This window comes from Acidimicrobiales bacterium (assembly GCA_041394265.1).
Taxonomy (GTDB): Bacteria; Actinomycetota; Acidimicrobiia; order Acidimicrobiales; family SZUA-35; genus JBBQUN01.
Genome location: JAWKIO010000005.1, coordinates 3,936,108 through 3,959,237 on the forward strand (window position 1 = coordinate 3,936,108; position 23,130 = coordinate 3,959,237).

Below are 23,130 nucleotides of genomic sequence, written 5' to 3' on the forward strand. Positions count from 1 at the left end.
CCGATGGGAAGTGATGGACTCCACCGCTGATGTCACCGCTCATGCCGAGCTCGACCGCCTTCTGGCGGCTCCACCGGTCGGTGCGCTCGAGCTCCACGTGGCCGACCGCCATCGACGGGTACCGATCGGTGAGCGGCTGGCCGAGTTCGCCGTCGACGAAGTGCTCTTCACCGTGCTCGGTGGCGAGCCCGGCGGTGGCGACGAGACACCACGAATGGCCACGGTCGGCTGGGCCGGTGCCCGTGGCGCACTCGCCGGCGTGGCGATGGCACCGTCAGACATGGACGCAGCGGCACACCGAGCCGTGATGATCGCTGCCCGCCAGCGAGCCATTCCCGTGCGGTACTTCGTCGAGGACGCTCAGCTCGTGGGGTCGAGCGTGCGGGAGATCGGGGTCGTCGGAGGTCCGAGGCCGCACGCCAACCCTGGTCGACTTGCGTCCGAAGCAAGGCTGCTCGACATCCCGAGTCGATTCGAGGTTGAGATCCATCGGATCGACCGGCCCAGTCTCGTCGGACGCAAGGTCATGCGGCGCGGGCCCTTCGAGGAGGTCTTCCGGGTGGTCATGGACGATCACTGGATCGTGATCGACTACCGCCAGCGTACCGATCCGGTCAGGATCGAGATCCCGAGAAGCGAGTTCCTGGGGATCGCCAACGCTCGCCGCTCGCCACTGGCGCTGACACCCTCCGATGCCTGGCGGCTCCCCAGCCTCGAGGACTGGTCGCGCACGGACTATCGGGGACGGGAGTTCGCGTCCTGGGCGTACGAGCGGGTGCTGTCACGGTCTGGGCTCTGAGCCGGTCTGCGTCCGCGGGGAGCAGAGGCGACTTGGGTCAGCTGACGGAGTTCGCTCCGGTGGCGGCTCGGTGGTCGGCGGTGATGGACTCGATCAGTTCGCGAAGGACCCGGTCGGCATCGTCGGTCTCCACCTGACAGGTGCCGGCGGCCGCGTGGCCCCCGCCGCCGTATCGCAGCATGATCTCGCCGACGTTCGTGGTGCAGCTGCGATCCAGGATCGACTTGCCGGTGGCGAAGACGGTGTTCTGCTGGCGGAAGCCCCACATCTTGTGGATCGAGATGTTGCACTGGGGGTACATGGCGTAGATCAGGAACCGGTTGGCGGGCCAAATGGTGTCCTCGCCGGTCAGGTCGAGCACGATCAGGTTCTCGTGCGCGGTGGAGCACCGCTCGATCTGTTCCTTCGCTGCGTCCTGATGGGCGAAGTAGAGCTCGGTGCGCTCGGCCACGTCGGGCAGCTGCAGGATCTCCTCGATCGTGTGGTTCTTGCAGTAGGCGATGAGGTCCATCATCAGGTCGTAGTTGGAGATGCGGAAGTCCCGGAAACGTCCGAGCCCGGTTCTCGGGTCCATGATGAAGTTGAGCAGTTCCCATCCTCGGGGGTGGAGGACTTCCCCCTCGGAGTACTGGGCCGAGTCGGCCTTGTCGACGGCCTCCATCATGTCGAGCCAGGTGCGAGGGAAGGACGCTTCGCCGCCGTAGTAGTCCCACACCACTCGGGCCGCCGAGGGGGCGTGCGGCAGGATCACGTGGTTGTCGTGGGTGTCGTTGCGCAGGGTCTCGGACTCGTGATGGTCGAACGCCAGGTGCACGCCGTCGACGTAGGGGAGGTTGGTCGTGATGTCGTTCGCCGTGATCGCCACCTTGCCGTCCTGCATGTCCTTCGGATGGACGAAGAGAATGTCGTCGATCATCTCCAGGTGTTCCAGCAACACGGCGCAGACGAGGCCGTCGAAATCGCTGCGGGTGACGAGTCGGTACTTGCTCACGAGGCACACTCCCAGAGGTTGGTCTTCGTAGAACTTTCGGCCGTTTGCCCGGCGACGTGAGTCCCGTCGATTACGCAGGTACCGACGGCGTGTCAGCCGGTGATCACCTCGGCAACGGTCAGGTCTTCGTCGAGGACGACGAGATCGGCAATCGCTCCAACCGAGAGCAGCGCTGGGTCGCGCTCGTCGATCGCCCGAGCTGGTGTCGTGGTGAGCGCAGCGATGGCGTCGGTTCGGGAGACACCGCAGGTGTTGACCGCCACACGTAGGGCACGGTCGGGCGTGAGTGTCGATCCGGCAAGGGTGTCGGTCCCTGCCACCAAGGCTCGGCCGTTCGCGACCTCGACATCGAGGCAGCCCAGCTGGTAGTGACCGGGCGGCGCTGCAGCACCGGCCATGGCATCGGTGACCAGGGCGATCCTCCTCGGTGCTGCGGCGAACAACAGGCCGATCGAGGCCGGATGCACGTGGACACCGTCGGCGATCACCTCGATCGTGACGTGGTCGGCTTCGATCGCAGCGCCGAGAACACCCGGGGAGCGTCCCTCGATCGGGGCCATTGCGTTGAAGGCGTGGGTCACGAGCGATGCCCCGCGGGCGAACGCCTCGCGAGCGGTCTGATAGTCGCACGCCGTGTGTCCCACCGCGACGGCCACGCCGGCCGCAACGAATCGGTCGATGGCATCCATGGCCCCGGGCAGCTCCGGTGCCAACGTGATCTGCCGGACGAGTTCGGGGCCGGCTTCCAGCAGCTGGTCGACCGATCGACGGTCCGGCTCGCGCAGCAGGCCGGGATGGTGAGCACCGTGTCGTCCGTAGGCCAGGAACGGGCCCTCGATGTGCACTCCGACGAGCCCACGATCTCGAGCCATGGCCTGCTGCGTCTTCGACAACGCATCCACGATGTCGTCGATCGAACTCGTGACGAAGGAGGCCACGGCGCGCGTGGTGCCGTGTGCCCGCATCGCCGCCAGGGCGGTCATCGCCGAGTCGATGCCGTCCTGGTAGTGCGCACCACCGCCACCATGACCGTGAATGTCGACGAATCCGGGTGTCAGAAAGCGATCGGACGCGTCGATCGTCCGAGCTGCGGTCGGAGGCTCGTCGTGCTCGGTCCCGATCGCAACGATCGTGCCATCTTCGACGTACACCCAACCGGGACGTTCGCCATTGGCGTCGAGCAGTGTCCCCGAGTGGATCAGCGTCGACCTCGCCACTACAGGTGCTGCCACGGTGGCTTGTTGGCGAACACCCACCGGTAGTAGTCGGTGCGCTGGAGATCGGCGGCGGCCGCCTCGTCGAGGACGACCGTCACATGCGGGTGGAGCTGGATGCACGACGCCGGCACCGACGCCGAGAGCGGACCCTCGACCGCTGCCGCGATCGCCTTGGCCTTGCCCGCGCCGAACGCCATGAGGACGAGGTGGCGCGCCCGCAGGATGGTGCCGATGCCCTGTGTCACGGAGTGGGTGGGCACCTGCTCGGGGGAGTCGAAGAACCGGGCGTTGTCGGCACGGGTCTGGGCCGTGAGGGTCTTGACCCGAGTCAGCGATGCGAGCGATGAGCCTGGTTCGTTGAAGCCCACGTGGCCGTCGGTTCCGATGCCGAGAAGCTGCAGATCCACGCCGCCGTGTGCGGTCAGTGCAGCCTCGAAACGCTCGCCGGCCGTGGCGATCCTCGCTTCCGACCCGTCAGGAACGTGCACCCGCTCCGGGGCCAAGCCGAGCGGCTCGGTCACCTCCCGGCGGATCACACTGTGGTAGCTCTCAGGGTGTTCGACCGGAAGCCCGACGTATTCGTCCAGAGCGAAGGCGGTCACCGCCGACAGGTCGAGCCCGGCCGCACGCTCTCGAGCGAGGGCGGCGTAGACCGGGAGCGGCGTCGAGCCCGTGGCGACGCCGAGTGTGAACGCAGGCGTCGTGCGAATCTGCGACGCAAGGTGATCGGCGACGAGTTGGCCACCCTGCTCTGCGTTGTCGAGGATCACGATCTCAGCCATGTTGCCTCCCTGCGATCGCGGCGCCAATCGCAGCGATGGGCCGGTCGTCGTCGAGGATGTGAGCGATCGAACCGAGTCGTAGCGAGGCGATCAGCGAGGATGTCGACGCCCAGGCGTCGAAGTAGGTTGCCATGCCGTCACGCAAGAGCGACCCCAATCCGGTCAAGCCGCCGCCGAGCATGATGGTGTCGGCGCCGATGGTGAGCGCGAGCAAGCGGACGGCACTCGCGGCGCCGAAGAAGACCCCTTCGCGAATGGCGACGGCCCGGTCATCGCCGGCCGCAGCGGCGTCGAACACGTCGATCGCCGTCGCTCCCGGTTGGCCCCACTGGGCGACGACGCCGGACCCGGAGGCGTAGCCCTCGAGCGTGCCGGGTAGGCCCTCGACATGTGTTGGACCGTGCGGATCGGCCGAGACGTAGCCGATCTCGCCGGCAACGCCGCCGGCGCCTTCCCAGACCCGGCCATCCAGGACGATGCCTGCTGCCATCCCCGTGCCGAGGTTGAGATAGGCGAACGAGGGTGACGTGGCGCCACCGAGCGCCCAGGAACCGAGCGCGGCAGCGTTCACATCGTTGCAGACAGCGACAGCCGAGCCGGTCGCTTCGGCGACCGCAGCCTCGAGGTCGAACGATCGGATGCCGATGTTTCGAGCGTGTTGGACGACGCCACCCCGGATGGCGCCCGGCACGCCGATGCCGATCGACTCGATTCGGCCCGGTACGTGAGGGAGCATCGCCTCGATGGCCTCGACCGTCCCGGCGGTGACGGCTGCGGGACCCTGGCGAGCCGGCGTCCGGCACGTGGCGAGGACATCGAGCTGCTCGTCGACCAACACCGCCTCGATCTTCGTCCCACCGACATCCACGCCGATCCTCATATCGAACCGTCCAGGAGTTCGATGAGCGCCTGACCCACCAATCGTGAGGCTCCGAACGTGGCGATGTCGACCTCGTCGCTGTTCACGAAACCCATGTCGACGACGACCGCGTTGCCCCCGGAGGCCTTCGCCTTGGAGGCGACGTCGGTGGCTGCTCGCCGCGCGCCCTCGTCACGATGCAGTTCGCGTCCGACGATGACCGTCAGCACGCCCGGCTCGGCGCGAAAGTCGTCGGGGACGTGTCGCGCCCCGACCGGAACGATCAACCTCGGCACGGCACCGCCCTCGTAGAACGGACCGAACGGTGTCGTGCCGATCGCGACGTTCTGCTGCGGCTCGATCTCCACCCAGTGGAGTTGCTGCGAGCCTGTGGCGAGGGTGTGGCGTGCGTGATCCGAGAGCGTGAACGAGGCGGCAACACGTGCGACGCTGAGCGGCGGGTCGGGCTGCGAGTCGACCCGACGCACGTCGTCGAGCCGCTGGTCGGCCATCCAGCGAGCGAGCCAGAGACTCCGCCGGTGGGCGCTCGCGAGCCGCTCGACCGGAAGGCGGCCAGCCGTCACCGCAGTCGTGAGTGCGTCCGCCACGGCGTGCAATTCCGCTTCGGCGTTGTTGGAGCCGAGGCACAGCAGGTCCGAGCCGGCGGCGACGGCGGCGACGGCGGCGGCGGGAATGCCCCGCTCACCAGAGGCTCCGACCATGTCGAGGGCGTCCGTGACGATGACTCCGTCGAACTTCATCTGCCCCCGAAGCAACTCGCCGAGGATCGCGGGGGAGAAGGTTGCGGCAACGTCGGGATCCAGTGCGGGGACTCGGATGTGCGAGGTCATGATCGTCTTCACGCCGGCAGCGATGGCTGCCTCGAACGGGACGAACTCGCGCCTGGCGAGGAGCTGCGCATCGGCGGTGACGACGGGTTCGGTCAGGTGCGAGTCGGACGAGGTGTCACCGTGCCCAGGGAAGTGCTTTGCACAGGCGGCGACACCGGCACGCTGCACGCCCTGGATCCAGGCAGTCGTGTGGGCAGCGACCAGTTGCGGGTCGGCGCCGAAACTGCGCACGCCGATGACCGGATTGTTGGGGTCGGAGTTGACGTCGGCATCGGGAGCCAGCGTCAGATGGATGCCGACACTGGCCAACTCGGCGCCGACAGCCCGCCCGACGGATCGAGTGACGGTGACGTCGTCGATGCGACCGAGAACGGCGTTGCCAGGGAACGGCGAGCCATCTCGCTGATGAAGCCGTGAGACGTCGCCGCCTTCCTCGTCGATCGAGACGATCGCCATTGGATTGGCGGCGTAGATCGCGCTCGTGAGTGCTGCGACCTGATCGAGCGAGTCGACGTTGTGGGCGAAGAGGCAGACACCACCGAGCCCGGAGCGGAGCAGTGCGTCGAGCCAATCGGGCAGCTCGGTGCCGACGAAGCCTGGCATCAGTACGCCGAGTGCAAGCCGTCGCACGTTGGAGTGGTCGAGCGTGGTCATCCCTTGACGGCTCCGCCGACGAGTCCCTGCGCCATCCGACCCTGCACGACCACGAAGAAGGCGATCACTGGTACGGCGACGAGGACGGAGCCGGCCATGATCTGACCCCACTCCGGTGCGCCCAGGTTCGACTGCTGTGCGATGTCGCGCAGCCACAGCGGGAGCGTCTGCGCGTCGTCGTCGGTGAGGAGGACCGAGGCGAGCGCGAACTCGTTCCACACTTGGATGAAGGCGAACACGCCGGAGGCGACGAGGCCCGGGGCGATGAGCGGCAGGGTGATGCGGCGGAAGGCGCCCAACCGAGTGCAGCCGTCGACCATGGCTGCCTCCTCGAGTTCGATGGGAACACCGGCGACGAAGCCGCGCAACATCCAGATGGTGAACGGTACGACCATCGCGATGTAGATGATGGAGACGCCGGCGACCGAGTTGAGCAGGCCGAGTCCGGAGATCATCTTGTATTGGGCGATGAACATCGCTTCGGCGGGGAGCATCTGCACCAGGATGATGGCGAGGACGAAGCTCTTGCGGCCCCGGAAGCGGAAGCGTGAGATCGCGAGCGAGGCCAGTGTGGCGAAGGCGATGCAGATCACCAGTGCGATCGCCACGACGACGAGCGACATTCTGAGCGCCTCGAAGAAGGGCGTGTCGGTGGTGACCTCGCGGTAGTTCTGCAGCGTGCCGCCGAAGGGCACGAACGTGGGGTCGAGTCGTCCGATCGTGAGCGGCGTGAGGAAGGACGAGTTGACCATCCAGTACACAGGGAACGCCCAGAGGACGGCGACGACGAGGGCCACGAGTCCGGCCAGGAAGCGCCTGAACTTCGGCTTCATCAGCGGGCATCCTCTCGTAGTAGTTCGCGCACATAGAACGAGCTCACGCCAAGGGTGATGACGAGCACGATCATCGCCGCGGCGGCAGCCGAACCGAATCGACCCTGGCCGATGCCGAGGCCGTAGATGTAGGTGCCGAGCAAGTCGTAGGCGTCACCCTTCGGGCCGAGGTCTTGCAGGAGCTGAATTTGTGCATACACACGCAGGTCCCAGATGAACTGGAGGAGCAGGAGGATGACGAGAACCGGACGGATGATCGGCATGATGATGAGGCGCAGCATCTGCCGACCGTTCGCCCCATCGAGTTGTGCGGCCTCGATCACTTCATCGCTCACCTGCGTCAGCGCGGCGTACACAGAGATCGCCACGAACGGGACCGACGCCCACGTGATGATCGTGGCGGCGACGAAGAAGAAGCTCAATGGTTCTTCGAGCCAGTTGTGTCCGATGAAGTCGACTCCGGGCAACGCACTGAACAGGTAGTTGATGACCCCGTTGCGGGCGTCGATCAACCAGCTCCACACCGTCATCTGAGCGACGATCGGCATGGCCCAGGCGAAGAGGAGCGAGGTCTGGAGCACGACTCGTGTCCAGGCCGGGGCCGCCTTCATGAGGAGCGCCAGGAGAATGCCGATCGTCATCGTGGCGAGTGCGGTCACGGCCATGAAGATCAGCGAGCGCACGACGATCGACCAGAAGAGCCCGTCACCCAGGAGCGAGACGTAGTTGTCGAGCCCGACCCAGGGAGCCGGCTGGCCGAACTGCTGGCGGAGGCTGTACTCGCGCAGCGAGTTGAGTACCTGCCAACCCATGGGGTAGGCGAGGCCGACGAGGAAGGTCGCGACCGCAGGGACGATCAGCCAGTACGGGAGCGCTGCGCCGCGCTTTCGTCGTGCTGTTGTCACCGCCTTGCCAGTTGTCGAGTCCATCGGGGTCGACATGTCGCGTCCTTCCTCGTGGGCGCCAAGCGGTCAGGCCGGTACGCCGGCCCGACCACTTGGCGATGAACGAATCAGCCGTTGATGACGGCGTTGATCTTGTCGTCGTATTCGGCAGCCAGTGTGGCGACGTCGCCGCCTTCGGCAACTGCCTGGAAGAACTGCTCGAGGAGCTGCTGCTCCTCGACAGCGGTCCAACCGGGAGCGGCCGGGGTCAGCTTCGCACCCGCTGCGGTGTCGAGGGCGATCTGGGCGATTGCCGGGTCAGCGGCGGAATCGACGTAGACCGACCCGAAGGAGGTGTTCGCCGGGCCGAGGCCATTCTCCGCGAGGATCGTCTGGTACTCCTCGGAGAAGATGATCTCCATCAGCTGCAGGGCGCCGGCCTGCTTCTCCGACGCAGCCGAGATGCCGATGTTCGATCCACCGGCGAAGACGGGGGCGACACCACCGTCGATGCCCGGAAGGGCGTAGGCGCCGAAGGTGTCGGGGTTCCAGGTGGCGACGGCCTCGCCGGCGTCGTCCTCGGAGATGTCGCCGAGGCTCCAGTACGCCCAGTTGGGGGCCAGCGTGGTTGCCACCGCGGTGTTGGGGAGGAAGTCGTCGTTGATCGCCTGGTACGCGGTGGCGTCGGTGTCGGTCGGGTTGGCAACCGAGCCCGTGGTGAAGAGCTCCTGCCACATCTCCATGCCGGCGATCGATTCGGGAGACGACAGTGAGGCCGTCCACTCACCGCCATCGAAGGTCGCGAGCTCGCCACCGTTAGCGAAGATCCAGGCGATGCCGTCCCGCCAGTCCTGGCCCGGAATGTAGGCGCCCGACCCGGCGCTCTTGAGCGCCGCGTTCACGTCCGTGAACTCCTGCAGGTTGGCCGGCACGTCGACCCCTGCGGCTGCGTAGAGGTCCTTGCGATACCAGGCGAACCGGGAGCCGAAGTAGTAGGGGAGTGCGTAGACACTGTCACCGACCGAGCCGGCAGCGACGAAGCCCTGGAGGAGCGAATCGCCCCCGAGCTGCTCGTAGTACGGGGTGAGGTCGGTGTAAGCGCCGACGGCGGTGAAGGTTGCCGTCTGGGTGTTGCCGGTCTCGAACACGTCGGGGGTGGTCGACGAGTCGGGCAGCGCGGCAGTCAGCGAGGGAATCAAATCGCCCCAGCCGATCTGCTCGATCGTGAGCTCGCCGCCGTTCGTGGCGGCATAGGTCTCGGTGAGGTACGTGAGTGCAGCCTCCGGCGTGTCGATGCCGGCGAGCCACAGAGTGATGTCCTGCGCTTCCCCGCTTCCTTCTGTTGCCTCGCCCGAGTCGGACGAGCCCGACGATTCGTTGCTCGCCTCGGTCGAGTCGCCTCCCGCCGAGTCGCTTCCCGCCGAGTCGCTTCCACTCGATCCGCAGGCGGCGAGCGTCGCCGCAGCCAGGGCGAGGGCGACCAACAGGGTCGCCATCCGTGTCATGCTCTTCATTGCATCTATCTCCTTGTATGGATGGATGTCGTCAGTCGGGTTGCGACGTCGGACGGCGGGATCACGAGACTCCGAGCTGGCCTCTCAGGACCAGCACGACGGCGCCGAGCACGACCAAGTCGTGCCCAAGTTCGGTCATGCGCAGGTGCATGTCGCCGTGGGAGTCGGCGAGGGTGCGCTCGTGCAGCGTTGCTTCCGCTGCGGCGAGGAGCGGACCCTCGATGTAGTCAGGAGGCCCGGCCAGCACGACCTCGGTGAGGTTCAGCGCGCTGACGATCGGGGCGAGTGTCATGCTTAGGCGGTGGCCGGCCTCGGTCAGCACGGCCTTGCGGTCGGCGCCGGGTTCGGCGAGGTGGGCGTCGATGCGCGGGATGGCCAGCCATCGCTCGAGGCAACCCCGGTTGCCGCAGACACACTGCTCGCCCTCGTCGGTACCGCTCACGACATGGCCGATCTCGCCGGCGGCGTGTCGGGCGCCACGGATGACTCGGCCGTCGATCATGAGGCCCGAACCAACACCTCGACCGATGCGGACGAGCATCATGTCGGGCTGGCCCTCACCGAAGGTGAACTCGCCGACGACCGCAGCGTCGGCGTCGTTCGAGACGGCGACGGGGAGGTCGCAGGCTTCGGCCAGGCGGGCCTGCAGGGGCACATCTCGCCAGCCGAGGTTGGGGGCCGAGAGCACGACGCCCTGGTCGTCGACGATGCCGGGAGTGCCGACACCAACGCCGATGATGGGCTGGTCGGCCAGTTCGACCAGTTCGGTGAGGAGTCGTTCGGCGGCGGCAACTGCGTCGTCGCCCAGGCTGGGCGGAATCTCGACCTCCGCTCGTTCCACCACGGCGCCGTCGAGGTCGGTGACCACACCGACGAACGACTGCGAGCCCGACAGGTCGAGGCCGATGATGTGGTGGCCCTGCCGGTTGATCTCGAGCAGCATGGCCGGCTTGCCGGGCCGCGAACTGCTGCGGGTGCCGAGCTCGATGACGAGACCCTCCTCGACGAGGTCGCCGACGACGTCGGACATCGTGACTCGGCTGAGGCCGAGCTCGCGCGACAGGTCGGCACGAGACAGACCCTGACCCCGAAAGAGGGCCTGCAACACCAGTGCACGGTGGTGGCTTCGGGTCTCGCCGGGGCCCAGGCGCCGGTTGTTGAGGTTCGAGCCGAGCCAGCTGGTGGCCAAGCCGGCCGGAGGGGTGTCGTGGTCCCGCATGATTGTTAGTAAAGATAACGAACAAATCCCGGCGCAAGCCACTACAGATGCTGTAACCCGATTGACATCTTTCGTTTCCGCAACGAGTGGCGGGCGAACCTGCGGGTTCGTCTCGTCGGTGGAGGCGGATCGACGGCTAGAGGTTAGAGACGGACCCCGGCGGCGATGAGCTCCGCCTGGATCGCCTCGCGCTGAGCGCCGGCGGTCCAGCGCCGGGGGTCGAACGTGGCTTCGCCGGCGATGCCGAAGATGAGTGCACCGAGCCGATTGGCCGTGCCGCGCAGGTCGGTGGTCGTGGCGACACGCCCGGCCTCGTCGAGTCGCTGGAGACACGCATGGAATCGGTCGGCGGAACTACGGACTCGCGCCCGCTGCTCGTCGGCGAGTGCGGGGGAGCCGAGCGCCTCGCCGAAGAACGCAATCCAGATGCGCCAGTCGGCCTTGCGTACGGCGTCGATCGGCAAGATGGCCTCGGCGAGACCGACGATGTCGGTGGGGTCGGCATCAAGAACGGCAGCGACTCGAGATCGGGATCGTCGCACGGCAAGGCGGTAGGTCTCGTACATGAGCTCGGCCATGTCGTCGAAGTAGTGCGACACGATCGTGGTGGAGTGTCCGGTCGCCTCGGCGACTCGGCGCGCCGTCAGGGCGCTGCGACCTTCGGCCGCCACCAGCTCGGCGGCGATCTCGGTGACGTGGGCCCGGCGAGACTCGTGATCGACGAATTTGGGCACTGAACATCCTCGGACCGATTGCGAACGGCGTGATCGTAACGTAGATTTTCAAACAGCTGTTGTGTAACAAGTGTTGCATCTAAGGGGATTCGGAATGAGTGAGTTCGATGTCGAAGCCGATGTGGTCGTGTTGGGGAGCGGGGGAGCGGCGCTGATCGCAGCGATCGCCGCCCATCATCACGGCGCCGGCGAGGTGGTGATCGTCGAGAAGTCGGGCATGGTCGGCGGCACGACGGCCATGTCGGGCGGCATGCTGTGGATCCCGCTCAACCACCACCAGGCCGAGCACGGGATCGAGGACTCGGCCGAAGAGGTCGTGAACTACCTCGACGCCATGGCCCCCGAGATGCTCGACCCCGACGCCGTCGAAGGCTTCCTCGAGGGTGGTCCGGCGATGATCCGCTTCATCGCCGACCACACGCCGACCAAGCTCCGGCTCTTCACTGGGTTCCCCGACTACCAACCGAACATGCTCGGTGCGATGGCCGAGGGCGGTCGTTCGCTCGATCCCGAGGCGTTCTCGTTCGAGGAGCTCGGTGGCGCTGCGAGCCGGGTCAATCCTCCGAAGTCGGGTCTGCCCAAGGTGATCTCCCGCATGGAGGAGTACTACAAAGAGCGCACGCCCGAAGAGATCGAGCACCGTCGGGCCCACGACTATCGGGCCCAGGGTCAGGGACTCATCGGCTCGCTCTACAAGGGAGTGCTCGACCGCGATATTCCGGTGCACTTCGACACCCGGGCCCGGCGCCTCATCACCGAAGGCGATCGTGTCGTCGGGGTCGAGGCCGAGCGTGATGGCGCAACCGTGCGCTACCGGGCCCGAAGCGGTGTGGTGATCGGTACCGGCGGCTTCGAGTGGAACGAGAAGCTCGTGAAGACGTTCCTGCGTGGCCCGATGACCGGTCCGATCAGCGTGCCCGAGTGCGAAGGCGACGGTCTGCTGATGGCGATGGAGGTGGGCGCCAGCCTCGGCAATATGTCGAACGCCTGGTGGATGACCTCGTCGAAGGAGTCGTCGGCCGGTCACCGCGACGCCCGAGCGAACTACCTGCCGTGCCAGTCCGAACGCACCCGCCCCGGCACGATCATGGTCAACAAGTACGGGCGCCGCTTCGTCAACGAGGCGCTCAACTACAACGCCATCGGCTTCGCCCTTCACAACTACGACGCGGATGTCTACGAGTTCCCGAACCTGCCGTACTGGCTGATCTTCGACGCCAAGTTCATGCCCAAGTACCGGATGTTCACCTCGATGGCCGGCGACCCGGTTCCGAGCTGGGCGATCGAAGCCGACACGCTCGAGGAATTGGGCGACAAGGCCGGGTTCGACGGCGTCGGTCTGGCCAAGACCGTCGACCGGTTCAACGCCGATGTCCGCAACGGGCACGACGACGAATGGGGTCGGGGGGACAACACCTACGACAACTTCTGGGGCGACACCTCCCTGCCTGCGCCCTACGCCACCCTCGGCGAGATCGACACGGCGCCGTATTACGCCATCAAGATGGAGTCGGGCGTGAACGGCACCTGTGGCGGGCCGCGGGCCAATCAGAACGCCCAGGTGCTGCGGTGGGACGGCGAGCCGATCCCTGGCCTCTACGTGTGCTCGAACACGATGGCCGGCGTCACCGGTGGCGGCTACGGCGGTGCCGGTGGCACCATCGGTCCCGGCATGACCTTCGGCTTCCTCGCTGGACGCCACGCCGGTCAGAACAGCTGAGTCGACGTTCGACGCAGCGGGCTCCAGCGGAGTTCGTGCCGTCCTTCGTTCAGAACTCGATGTCGACGTCGTCGGGGACCATCGGGTCACCGCCAACGGGCCCGCCGTCGAAGGCGTCGCCGAGGAACGCTTCGGTCAGCCATTCGAGCACCTCGTCGTCGACCTGTTCGACGTCGGTGAGGTTGAGCACGTGGTAGTAGCGGCCGTTGTACTCGGTGACCTTGCGGGAGAAGCGGTCGCTGTCGATGCGGCGGCGCACGGTGAACCCGAGCGACGTCCACTTCTTCATCGCACCGAGGATGGCGAACACCGGGCCGTTCTTGAACTGGACCTTGTCCGCCAACGGATCGACGATCAGGTCGCCACCTGTCAGACCGCGTAGGTGCCGCTCGACCCGAGCGAAGATCGGCTCGGCGGCGGGGAGTGCGGCAGCGAGGAATGCGTCGATCGTGACACCGGGTCGGCAGTCGTGTTGCTGGCCGGTTCGTCCGAACGATCGCCCGCAGTCGTCGCATTCCCACGCCATGGCTGGCGAGTGTAGGCACCCATCGGGCGTCGCTCGCCCTCGTCGTCTGGGTGCTAGCAATGGCGCAGGGGAACGAGTAGATCGGGGGAGAGGGGCATGTCGGAGAGCGATCGTGTGCTGATCGTCGGCGCCGGGCCGGTGGGCCTGGGAGCGGCGTTGGAGTTGGCTCGAAACGGCGTGGAGTCGATGGTGTTCGAGAAACACCCGACCACGTCATGGCACCCGAAGACCCGCAACTTCAACACCCGAACCATGGAGATCGCACGGGGCTGGGGGAGGGCGACGTATGAGCGGCTCCAATGCATCGACACCCCGCCCGGATGGAAGAGCCCGATCCGCTTCACCGACACCGCGACGGGAACCGAGTTCGGGCGCATCGAGACCCAGGGGTTCATCGGCCCCGGTCCCGACGTGAGTCCGGCCGAGCCGATCATGACGTCGCAGGAACTCATCGAGGAGATCCTTCTCGACGCAGCGCGGGCCTCGGGCCTGGTTGACATCCGATTCTCGACCGAGGTCACCCGCCTCGTCCGGGGTGGTGATGCGGACGACATCGATGCTGCGATCGAGGTGCGATCAGGCGCCGATGGCGAGATCTCGGAAGTGACAGGTGCCGCGCTGGTCGCAGCCGACGGCGCCGCCAGCTTCGTTCGCGAAGCCTTGGGCATCGCGCTCGTCGGTCGACAGAAGATGGCCCACATCGTCAACTGCTACTTCCGTGCCGACATCGAACCCCACCTGAGCGGACGCCAAGGTGTCTTGTTCTTCGTCGCCAACGATCGCGTCAACGGCGTACTGCAACCGCTCGACGCTCACGGTCGGTGGCTGTGTCAGATCACGGTGAGAGCGGAGGAGTGGTCGCTCGAACACTTCACACCCGAGCGTGTGGCGGACTGGATCCGAGACGCCGCAGGCATCGCCGACCTCGACATCGACGTCCTCTCGATCGGCCTCTGGCAACTCAACGCCACTGTCGCCGAACGACTGATGCAGGGGCGCATCCTGCTGTGTGGTGACGCCGCCCACCAGTTCCCTCCGACCGGTGGACTCGGGGTGAACACCGGTCTGCAGGGCATGCACAACGCCATGTGGAAGCTGGCGTGGTCCCTTCGTGGGCGTGCCGAGTGGTCGCTGGTCGAGACGTACGAGACCGAACGACGGTCGGTGTCGGAACGGATCACTCGACAGTCGCTCGAGAACTCGATCAACGTCGGACGCATTCGTGCTGCGATCTCGAATCCTGCCGTCGAGCCGCTGCCTCCCGACCAGCTGGCGACCGAGGCTCGCCGCTACGGTAACCACCTCGGGGTCGAGTTCGGATCGGTGTATACGTCGCCGGCGGTGATCCCCGACGGCACGGCACCACCAGAGGTGGCCGACGACTACTCCGACTACCTCCCGTCGGCGACGCCCGGCGCCCGTGCCCCGCACCACTGGTTGGGGCGTTCTGACCGCCGGTTCTCGGTCCTCGACCTCATCGGGACCGGGTTCACGTTGTTGGCCGGGCCAGAGGGGGGCGGTTGGCGCGCCGTTGCCGACGAGGTCTCGGCCCGTTCAGGTGTCCCGATCGACTACTACGTGATCGGAGGGCCCGGCCTCGACGATCTCGGCGACTTCTGCGGTGCCTACGGCATCACGCCGCAAGGCGCTGTGCTCGTTCGCCCCGACGGTCATGTGGCCTGGCGTCACACCACCGAACCAGTCGAGGTCGCGCCGCTGCTCGGCGTAGTCGAGGCACTTGTGGGACGAGCGGCGCCGTAGAGGGCCGCTCCCGTCGCGGCGACGTACTGCCAGGCCGTGTGTCCACAGAGGGTAGAAAAGGATCGAGGCGACGCTCATCGGGTCGGTGCTGCGGCCTTGGACGATCGGATCGACGAAGGCGTCGCCGGTGAACCAGTCGGCCAGGCCCTTCATGGTGGGGGGAACATGCGCTCAGCGCCAGATGGCTGTCGACCGGATTCGTTGTCGGCCGTGTCGGGTCGCTTTCGGTGGAGGTAGACGAGTGACCCAGCGATCATTGCATCAGCTGAGCATCAGCTCGTCGGTTGCGTACGGCGTCGCCGCAGCCGTGCCTGCCAGCCTTGGTCGAGCTCGGCGAGCCGCTGCTGTGCATCCGCATCGCCGATCAGGATCAGGTCGGCGCCCGGTTGGAGCACGACATCACCGGCAGGATTGCCGACCAACGTGCCGTCGACGTCGATGGCCACCACGTTGCACCCGGTGGTCGCGCGCATTTGTGAGGCCGCCAGCGTCTTGCCCCGCATGGTCGCCGGCACCCGAGCGCGGAAGACGTCGAGCCCCTCGGCCACCACCAGCGTGTCGTTGCCCCGGAAATGATTCCAGATCGCTGCTGCTGCCGTGGAGGCGTAGGACAACACGCTGTCGGCACCGGCTCGATAGAGCGTCGAGACGTTCCGATCGAGGTTCGCTCGTGCGACAATTCGTACGTCGGGCCGAAGCCGCCTGATGTAGATGGCGAGGTAAATGTTCACGTCGTCATCGTGCGTGGTGATCAAGGCGACCGTGGCGGTTGTGATGCCGGCAGTGGTGAGAACTTCGAGATCGGCGGCGTCGCCGACCACGTAGCGATGGTCGAGTGCGCGCTCGGACCGCTCCTCGACGATCCGGTGAGGCGTACCGGCTGCGTCGAACGCACGCGACGCGGCTCGTCCGACGCGTCCGCCCCCGATGATGACGGCGTCTCCGACATGCTGTGAGCCGGTGCCGTACTGAGTGTCGTACTGCGCGAGCTGGTCCTCGGTGCCTGCAAGGATCAAGACCGTCGACTCGTCCAGCACGGTGTTCGGATCGGCGATGGTGAACTGTCCATGGACCCATACGCCGATCACGCCGACGCCGATGCGAGAACGCAGACCGAGGTCGGCGAGCCGGTGGCCGACCAGCGACGCCGATACGACTCGCGCTTCGGCGATCCGCACACCGGCGAAATGGCCGATCACGTGACTTCGGCCGTCGGGCAACAGGGTCCGGTCGGCCATCGAGGTTCCGAGGAGCTCGCCGAGCTGCAGGACTTCGTCGGCGCCGGCCAGCTCGAGAATGTCGATCGAAGCGGGCTTCGTCGCTGTTGCGACCACCGGAACGTCGCCGGAGATTTCGCGAGCGGTGAAGATGACGTTGGCATTGGTGGTGTCGGGCCAGGTGGCGGCCAGGAGTGCGGCCTGATCGACTCGGGCAGCACGATGCGTCGCGGGATCGTCGCTGCTGCCGACCATGACTCGGTAGCCCTCGTCGTGAAGGCGGAGTGCATCGGCCAGGTCCGGGACGAGCAGGACGTAGTCGACGCCGGCCTGTTCTGCTCGTCGGATCAGGGCATCTTCGATCGGACCGGGTCGAGTGAGAACGAGGTGGTCCCTCGTGTCTTCCGGTAGCGACCTTGGCGCTCGACTGGCATCACGACGGTTCATCCACGGCACGAAGACGAATTGGATGAAGGCAAAGGGCAGCAGGATGAGGAGGAAGGCCGTGCCGGTGAGCAACACCACGACCGAGAACACGCGTCCGAGGTCGGAGGTGAACGTGATGTCGCCGAAGCCGAGCGTGGTCATCGTGACCAGCGTCCAGTAGAAGCCAGTCGCCCAACTGTGACGCTGGCCCTCTCGAGCCATGAGCTCGTGGAAGACCACCGTGAAGGTGACGACCAGAGCGACGAAGATCGACAGCAGGATCAACACCATCCGCAGGTCGCGACGACGCAGCGGTCCCGCCAGATAGCTGAGGACGAAGGCGAGGCTCTTCACGACGCACCATGCTCGCACGCGTCGGCTTGTCGGTCTGCATCACGTGCGCAGCGCCGGGGGCAATACCTTCGCCGTCACGCTGGCCATCGAGAACCTTCGGGTTCGTCTCGACTCGACTGGTGCTGCGGCAGCGACGTCGTGAACAGATGGAGCGCAGAAGGTCGGCGGTGTCGACGTGGCGAGCTGCGATGGGGGGCACTCGGACTGGGGTGGTCAATCGGCATCGTCGAGCGGTCGACACCTTGACGGTCACGGCCGACCTGCTTACGATATGAAACGATTCAATACGTCCCTGGGAGTCTGTCCGAATGGTGCAGTTCAACAGCGCAGTGCTCGAGGTGCTCGAGCGGCAGGCCATCGAGGTGCCGTCCTGGGCCTACGGCAATTCGGGCACACGGTTCAAGGTGTTCGCCCAAGCGGGCGTGCCGCGAGATCCGTTCGAGAAGCTGGCCGACGCCGCCCAGGTCCATGCGCTCACCGGCCTGGCGCCGAGCGTGGCGTTGCACATCCCGTGGGACGAGGTCGACGACTACGCCGAGCTGGCCGAGCACGCCGACGCCCTCGGCCTGCGGCTCGGCACCATCAACTCCAACACCTTCCAAGACGACATCTACAAGCTCGGCAGTCTTGCCCACCCCGATGCCTCGGTTCGTCAGACCGCGATCGATCATCACCTCCGCTGCATCGAGATCATGAGCCAGACCGGCTCGCGCGATCTGAAGATCTGGCTGGCCGACGGCACCAACTATCCGGGGCAAGACGACATCCGGGCCCGTCAAGATCGCCTCGCCGAATCGCTCGCCGTGATCTACGAGTGCTTGGGCGGCGACCAACGGCTCGTGCTCGAATACAAGTTCTTCGAGCCCGCGTTCTATCACACCGACGTTCCTGACTGGGGCACGAGCTACGTGCACTGCGCAGCGCTCGGCGAGCGGGCGGTGGTCTGTCTCGACACCGGGCACCATGCGCCGGGCACCAACATCGAGTTCATCGTCGCCCAGTTGTTGCGGCTCGGGAAGCTCGGCTCGTTCGACTTCAACTCGCGCTTCTACGCCGACGACGACCTGATTGTCGGCGCCGCCGACCCGTTCCAGCTGTTCCGCATCCTCCACGAGGTGAACCGGGGCGGCGGGTTCGCCGCCCCGGTTCCGAGGTGGCCTTCATGCTCGACCAGTGCCACAACATCGAGCAGAAGATCCCCGGCCAGATCCGCAGCGTCCTCAACGTCCAGGAGATGACGGCTCGGGCGTTGCTCGTCGACGCCGAAGCGCTCACCGCAGCTCAGGTGGCAGGCGACGTGCTCGGTGCCAACCAGGTGCTGATGGACGCCTTCTCCACCGATGTCCGCCCCGCACTCGCCGACTGGCGAGAGGCCCGAGGCCTGCCACGCGACCCGATGGCCGCCTATGCCCAGTCTGGCTATCAGGCCGAAATCGAGGCCACCCGAGTTGGTGGCAACCAGGCCGGCTGGGGCGCCTGAACCCGCTCACCGCATCGGCGCAGCGACCGCGCTCGTCGACAACGAATCGCTCACGACAAGGAACCCGCTCATGACCAATCCCGTGGTCGCCGATCTGCTCGCCCGCTCCAACCGGCTCGGATCGGATCGCAAGAACACCAACTACGCCGGCGGCAACGCCTCGGCCAAGGGCATCGACGTCGACCCGGTCACCGGGACCGATGTCGAACTGATGTGGGTGAAGGGCTCGGGTGGCGACCTCGGCACCCTCACCGAAGCTGGCCTCGCGGTGCTGCGTCTCGACCGGATGCGGGCCCTGGTCGAGGTGTATCCCGGTATCGAACGCGAAGACGAGATGGTGGCTGCGTTCGACTACTGCCTCCATGGCAAGGGCGGCGCTGCGCCGTCGATCGATACGGCCATGCATGGTCTGGTCACCGCCCCCCATGTCGACCATCTCCACCCCGACGCCGGCATCGCCATCGCCACCGCGGTCGACGGCGAAGCGCTGACCGCCAAGATCTACGGCGACAAGGTCGTTTGGGTGCCGTGGCGGCGACCCGGCTTCCAGCTCGGGCTCGACATCGCTGCCATCCAAGAGCAGCACCCCGACGCGGTCGGCTGCATCCTCGGCGGCCACGGCATCACCGCCTGGGGAGCGACGAGCGAGGAGAGCGAGGCCAACTCGCTGTGGATCATCGACACCGCCGCCGCCTACATCGAGGCCAACGGCAAGCCCGAACCGTTTGGTGCGGTGCTCATCGGCTACGAACCGCTGCCCGACGCCGAACGCCGAGCCAAGGCGGCAGCGCTCGCTCCGACAATCCGTGGGATCGCCTCGATGGACGCACCGATGGTCGGCCACTTCACCGACGACCCGGCGGTCCTCGGCTTCCTCTCCCGATCCGAGCACCCGCGTCTGGCCGCGCTCGGCACCAGCTGTCCCGACCACTTCCTGCGCACCAAGGTCAAGCCGATGGTGCTCGACCTTCCGGCCACCGCCACGGTTGAGGAATCGATCGCTCGGCTCCACGAGCTCCACCCCGCCTATCGCGAGGAGTATGCGGCCTACTACGACGCACACGCCGAGGCGGACTCGCCAGCCATGCGTCGTTCGGTGGCGTCGACCTCGTGGTCAACAACGCCGGACTGTCGCTGTCGAAGTCGTTGCTCGACACGACCGAGGCCGACTGGGATCTCCAGCACGACGTGATGGCCAAGGGTTCGTTCCTGGTGTCGCAGGCGGCGGCCAAGGCGATGATCGACCAGCGATTGGGAGGCGACATCATCTACATCGCCTCGAAGAACTCGGTGTTCGCCGGCCCCAACAACATCGCCTACTCGGCAACCAAGGCCGACCAGTCCCACCAGGTTCGCCTCCTCGCCGTCGAACTCGGCGAGCACGGCATCCGAGTGAACGGCGTCAACCCCGACGGCGTGGTCCGAGGATCCGGCATCTTCGCCGGTGGATGGGGTGCGCAGCGGGCGGCGACCTACGGCGTTCCCGAGGAGGAGCTCGGCGCGTACTACGCCCAGCGCACCATCCTCAAACACGAGGTACTCCCCGAACACGTCGCCGCCGCCGTGGCCGTTCTCACCGGCGGCGACCTCGCGCAGACCACCGGCTTGCACATCCCGGTCGACTCCGGCGTGGCCGCAGCGTTCCTGCGCTGAGGACGACGGAGCCGATCCGTGATCGAGATCGTCCGATGACCATCGTCGCCGCTGTCGACTGCGGCGCCACGTCGGTGCGCGTGTGCCGTGTTGATCTCGACGCATCGCCGCTCGTCCCCGAGGTCGTGCATCGGGTGCCGCATGGACCGGTGCGCGACGACGCCGGCCACCTTCGCTGGGACTGGGACTCGATCATCGCAGCGGTCGTCGACGGTCTCGAGGCATGCCTCGAACGGGGACCGCTGCATTCCATCGGTGTCGACACCTGGGCGGTCGACTACGGGCTGCTCGACGGCGCCAGCCAGCTGTTGTCGGCCCCCTACAGCTACCGGGACCACCGCACCGACGGCTACCGGCAACTCGTCGACGAGTTCGGCGCGGCCGAGCTGTATCGCCGCAACGGTCTCCAGCTCCAGCCGTTCAACACCATCTTCCAGCTCGCCGTCCACGCCCGGAGCGAACTCGAACGAGCCGAGCGGCTGCTGTGGCTTCCCGAACTGATCGTTCATGCCCTGACCGGCGTCGCTGCTACCGAACGCACGAGCGCCGGCAGCTCCGGCCTGCTCACCGTCGGCACCGACACGTGGGATCCCAGCCTCGTTTCATTGGCCGGCATCGATTCCGGACTTCTCGGCATCCCCCAGGCCGCCGGGACGATCGTGGGGGAGTGGCGGGGTGTCCCGGTCGCTCTCGTTGGTGGTCACGACACGGCGTCGGCGGTCGCCGGCATGGGTGCAGTCGCTCCCGGCGGCTCGGCGTTCGTGGCATCCGGAACGTGGATGCTCGCCGGGGTCGAGCGCGCCGAACCCGACACTTCCGAGTGGGCACGGGAACGCAACTTCACCAACGAGGCCGCTGCGCTCGGGGGAATCCGCTTCCTTCGCAACGTCACCGGGTTCTGGCTCCTCGAACAGTGTCGACCGGCGTGGGGCGATCCGGCGATCGACACGCTCGTTGCCCAAGCCGAGGCCGTGACGGGAGCGGTGCCAGTGGTCGATGTCGACCACGACGAGCTTCGTTCGCCCGACGACATGCTCACCGCCTACACCAGACTCGCCGGACTCCCAATCGACGCTGCCCCCGGACTTGTGACTCGCAGCATCGTCGAGTCCGTCGCCGCCCGCACGGCAGAGGTCGTTGCGCAGGTGCGCGACGTCGAGGCGGTCGACGACATCGTCCTGTTCGGCGGAGCTGCTCGCATGGGGCTGTTGCGGCAACGACTGGCCGAGGTGACGGGACTGCCGGTTCGGGTCGGGTCGGCCGAGGCGGCAGCGCTCGGGAACGCACTCGTTCAGGGTGTGGCGATCGGGCGCTACCGTGACCTCGCCGAGGGTCGAGCCGACCTCGGGAGCCCTCCGATGTCCATCAACGATTCCGCCACCGATTCCAACGAGGCCGTGTGATGACCACTCGTCAGGTCCCCAAGCCCAGTGACTTCGCCGATCTGCTGAAGTTCAAGAAGCCGACCCTCGATCGCACCAAGGCCCGGCTCGAGCGAGCGCAGACCATCTACGACCTACGCGACATCGCCAAGCGAGTCACTCCCAAGGCCCCGTTCGACTACACCGACGGCTCCGCCGAGAGTGAGCTCTCGCTGGCTCGGGCCCGGCAGGCGTTCGAGGACGTCGAGTGGCATCCGTGGATCCTGCGTGACGTCTCCACGGTCGACACGTCGTGCACGATCGCCGGCGGGTCGTCCGCCCAACCCTTCGGCATCGCGCCCACCGGCTTCACCCGCATGATGCACACCGCCGGCGAACGGGCCGGCGCCGCTGCTGCCGGTCGTGCCGGCATTCCGTTCTCGCTCTCCACCGTCGGCACCACCACACCGGAAGACCTCGTCCTCGCCAACCCCGCTGGACGCAACTGGTTCCAGCTCTACATGTGGGCCGATCGCGACCGGTCCATGGATGTGCTGCGGCGAGCCCAGACCGCCGGGTTCGACGTGCTGTTCCTCACGGTCGACGTCCCGGTGGGCGGCGCTCGCCTCCGTGACCGCTACAACGGTCTCACCATTCCGCCCACGCTCACGGGGCGAACCGTGCTCAACGCCATCCCGAAGGTCCGCTGGTGGTTCGACTTTCTCACCACCGAGCCCCTCCAGTTCTCGACCTTCTCCGAGTGGGACGGCACGGTCGCCGAACTGCTCGACTCGATGTTCGACCCGAGCGTCGACTTCGACGACCTGGCCTGGATCGCCGACCAGTGGGACGGCCCGGTGTTCGTGAAGGGCATCCAGACACTCGACGACGCCCGGCGAGTCGTCGACCTCGGCGTCGATGGCATCGTGCTGTCGAACCACGGTGGTCGTCAGCTCGACCGGGCCCCGATCCCGTTCCATCTGCTGCCTGAGGTGGCGCGTGAACTCGGCGACCGCACCCAGATCATGGTCGACACCGGAATCATGAACGGTGCCGACATCGTTGCCTCGATCGCGCTCGGCGCCGACTTCACGCTTGTCGGCCGGGCGTACCTCTACGGCCTCATGGCCGGCGGTGAAGCCGGCGTGGAGCGTGCGATCCAGATCCTCTCCGACGAGATCGCCCGAACCATGAAGCTCCTCGGGGTTCGGTCGCTCGACGACCTCACCCCCGACCACGTCACCCAGCTCCACCGCTTCGAACGACGCTGAGCCACGGACTGCGACCGCCGCTCG

21 protein-coding genes are annotated in these 23,130 nt (G+C 66.7%); 9 read left to right on the plus strand and 12 right to left on the minus strand.

Translation table 11 applies throughout. The features are described 5' to 3' along the window. Window positions 1-13: 13 nt before the first annotated feature. On the plus strand, window positions 14-799 hold the full coding sequence (locus R2733_18995) for a hypothetical protein (GenBank protein ID MEZ5378600.1): 786 nt from the start codon (window positions 14-16) through the stop codon (window positions 797-799). Between the two features lie 37 nt (window positions 800-836). Here R2733_18995 and R2733_19000 read toward each other — a convergent pair whose 3' ends face one another. The 10 genes from R2733_19000 to R2733_19045 form a co-directional block, all read right to left on the minus strand. After that, a complete protein-coding gene (locus R2733_19000) occupies window positions 837-1,790 on the minus strand; it encodes an exopolyphosphatase (GenBank protein MEZ5378601.1) in 954 nt (317 codons plus the stop codon). 92 nt (window positions 1,791-1,882) lie between these two features. Further along, complete coding sequence (nagA, locus tag R2733_19005; GenBank protein ID MEZ5378602.1) at window positions 1,883-3,022, minus strand: N-acetylglucosamine-6-phosphate deacetylase; 1,140 nt, start codon at window positions 3,020-3,022, stop codon at window positions 1,883-1,885. Beyond that, complete coding sequence (gene nagB, locus R2733_19010; GenBank protein MEZ5378603.1) at window positions 3,007-3,789, minus strand: glucosamine-6-phosphate deaminase; 783 nt, start codon at window positions 3,787-3,789, stop codon at window positions 3,007-3,009. The genes nagA and nagB overlap by 16 nt, the downstream gene beginning before the upstream one ends. Continuing rightward, window positions 3,782-4,669 carry an ROK family protein gene (locus R2733_19015; protein ID MEZ5378604.1) on the minus strand — a complete coding sequence of 296 codons (888 nt, stop codon included), beginning with the start codon at window positions 4,667-4,669 and terminating at the stop codon, window positions 3,782-3,784. Before R2733_19015 ends, nagB begins: the two co-directional genes overlap by 8 nt. Next, window positions 4,666-6,153 (minus strand): glycoside hydrolase family 3 N-terminal domain-containing protein, encoded by a 1,488-nt coding sequence (locus R2733_19020; GenBank protein MEZ5378605.1) that lies wholly within the window; start codon window positions 6,151-6,153, stop codon window positions 4,666-4,668. The genes R2733_19015 and R2733_19020 overlap by 4 nt, the downstream gene beginning before the upstream one ends. Beyond that, complete coding sequence (locus R2733_19025) at window positions 6,150-6,986, minus strand: carbohydrate ABC transporter permease (protein MEZ5378606.1); 837 nt, start codon at window positions 6,984-6,986, stop codon at window positions 6,150-6,152. The genes R2733_19020 and R2733_19025 overlap by 4 nt, the downstream gene beginning before the upstream one ends. After that, window positions 6,986-7,927 carry a sugar ABC transporter permease gene (locus tag R2733_19030; GenBank protein ID MEZ5378607.1) on the minus strand — a complete coding sequence of 314 codons (942 nt, stop codon included), beginning with the start codon at window positions 7,925-7,927 and terminating at the stop codon, window positions 6,986-6,988. Before R2733_19030 ends, R2733_19025 begins: the two co-directional genes overlap by 1 nt. Before the next feature lie 71 nt (window positions 7,928-7,998). After that, on the minus strand, window positions 7,999-9,384 hold the full coding sequence (locus R2733_19035; GenBank protein MEZ5378608.1) for an extracellular solute-binding protein: 1,386 nt from the start codon (window positions 9,382-9,384) through the stop codon (window positions 7,999-8,001). 61 nt (window positions 9,385-9,445) lie between these two features. After that, window positions 9,446-10,603: an ROK family transcriptional regulator gene (locus R2733_19040; GenBank protein ID MEZ5378609.1), complete on the minus strand. Its 1,158-nt coding sequence runs from the start codon at window positions 10,601-10,603 to the stop codon at window positions 9,446-9,448. Between the two features lie 143 nt (window positions 10,604-10,746). Then, entirely contained in the window at window positions 10,747-11,337 is a 591-nt protein-coding gene (locus tag R2733_19045; protein ID MEZ5378610.1) for a TetR family transcriptional regulator C-terminal domain-containing protein, read from the minus strand. A 94-nt stretch (window positions 11,338-11,431) separates the two neighbouring features. Here R2733_19045 and R2733_19050 point away from each other — a divergent pair, with 94 nt between their 5' ends. After that, window positions 11,432-13,057: an FAD-binding protein gene (locus tag R2733_19050; protein ID MEZ5378611.1), complete on the plus strand. Its 1,626-nt coding sequence runs from the start codon at window positions 11,432-11,434 to the stop codon at window positions 13,055-13,057. 49 nt (window positions 13,058-13,106) lie between these two features. On the opposite strand, the gene R2733_19055 is transcribed toward R2733_19050, so the two are convergent. Next, entirely contained in the window at window positions 13,107-13,583 is a 477-nt protein-coding gene (locus tag R2733_19055) for a DUF5655 domain-containing protein (GenBank protein MEZ5378612.1), read from the minus strand. Window positions 13,584-13,679: 96 nt separating this feature from the next. On the opposite strand from R2733_19055, the gene R2733_19060 reads away from it, so the two are divergent. After that, complete coding sequence (locus R2733_19060) at window positions 13,680-15,344, plus strand: FAD-dependent monooxygenase (GenBank protein MEZ5378613.1); 1,665 nt, start codon at window positions 13,680-13,682, stop codon at window positions 15,342-15,344. 272 nt (window positions 15,345-15,616) lie between these two features. Here the strand turns inward: R2733_19060 and R2733_19065 are convergent, their stop codons facing one another. Continuing rightward, window positions 15,617-17,341 carry an NAD-binding protein gene (locus tag R2733_19065; GenBank protein ID MEZ5378614.1) on the minus strand — a complete coding sequence of 575 codons (1,725 nt, stop codon included), beginning with the start codon at window positions 17,339-17,341 and terminating at the stop codon, window positions 15,617-15,619. A 308-nt stretch (window positions 17,342-17,649) separates the two neighbouring features. On the opposite strand from R2733_19065, the gene R2733_19070 reads away from it, so the two are divergent. From R2733_19070 to R2733_19095, 6 genes are all read left to right on the plus strand, one after another. Continuing rightward, window positions 17,650-18,579: an L-rhamnose isomerase gene (locus R2733_19070; GenBank protein ID MEZ5378615.1), complete on the plus strand. Its 930-nt coding sequence runs from the start codon at window positions 17,650-17,652 to the stop codon at window positions 18,577-18,579. Then, the gene (locus R2733_19075) at window positions 18,504-18,821 is read left to right on the plus strand and encodes a hypothetical protein (GenBank protein MEZ5378616.1); all 318 of its coding nucleotides are present in this window, start codon (window positions 18,504-18,506) and stop codon (window positions 18,819-18,821) included. Before R2733_19070 ends, R2733_19075 begins: the two co-directional genes overlap by 76 nt. Window positions 18,822-18,891: 70 nt before the next feature. Then, the gene (locus R2733_19080) at window positions 18,892-20,013 is read left to right on the plus strand and encodes a class II aldolase/adducin family protein (protein MEZ5378617.1); all 1,122 of its coding nucleotides are present in this window, start codon (window positions 18,892-18,894) and stop codon (window positions 20,011-20,013) included. Beyond that, on the plus strand, window positions 19,932-20,474 hold the full coding sequence (locus R2733_19085; GenBank protein ID MEZ5378618.1) for an SDR family oxidoreductase: 543 nt from the start codon (window positions 19,932-19,934) through the stop codon (window positions 20,472-20,474). Before R2733_19080 ends, R2733_19085 begins: the two co-directional genes overlap by 82 nt. A gap of 35 nt (window positions 20,475-20,509) precedes the next feature. Further along, window positions 20,510-21,877, plus strand: coding sequence for an FGGY-family carbohydrate kinase (locus R2733_19090; protein MEZ5378619.1), 1,368 nt, complete (start codon window positions 20,510-20,512; stop codon window positions 21,875-21,877). Beyond that, complete coding sequence (locus tag R2733_19095) at window positions 21,877-23,106, plus strand: alpha-hydroxy acid oxidase (GenBank protein MEZ5378620.1); 1,230 nt, start codon at window positions 21,877-21,879, stop codon at window positions 23,104-23,106. Before R2733_19090 ends, R2733_19095 begins: the two co-directional genes overlap by 1 nt. Window positions 23,107-23,130: the final 24 nt, after the last annotated feature.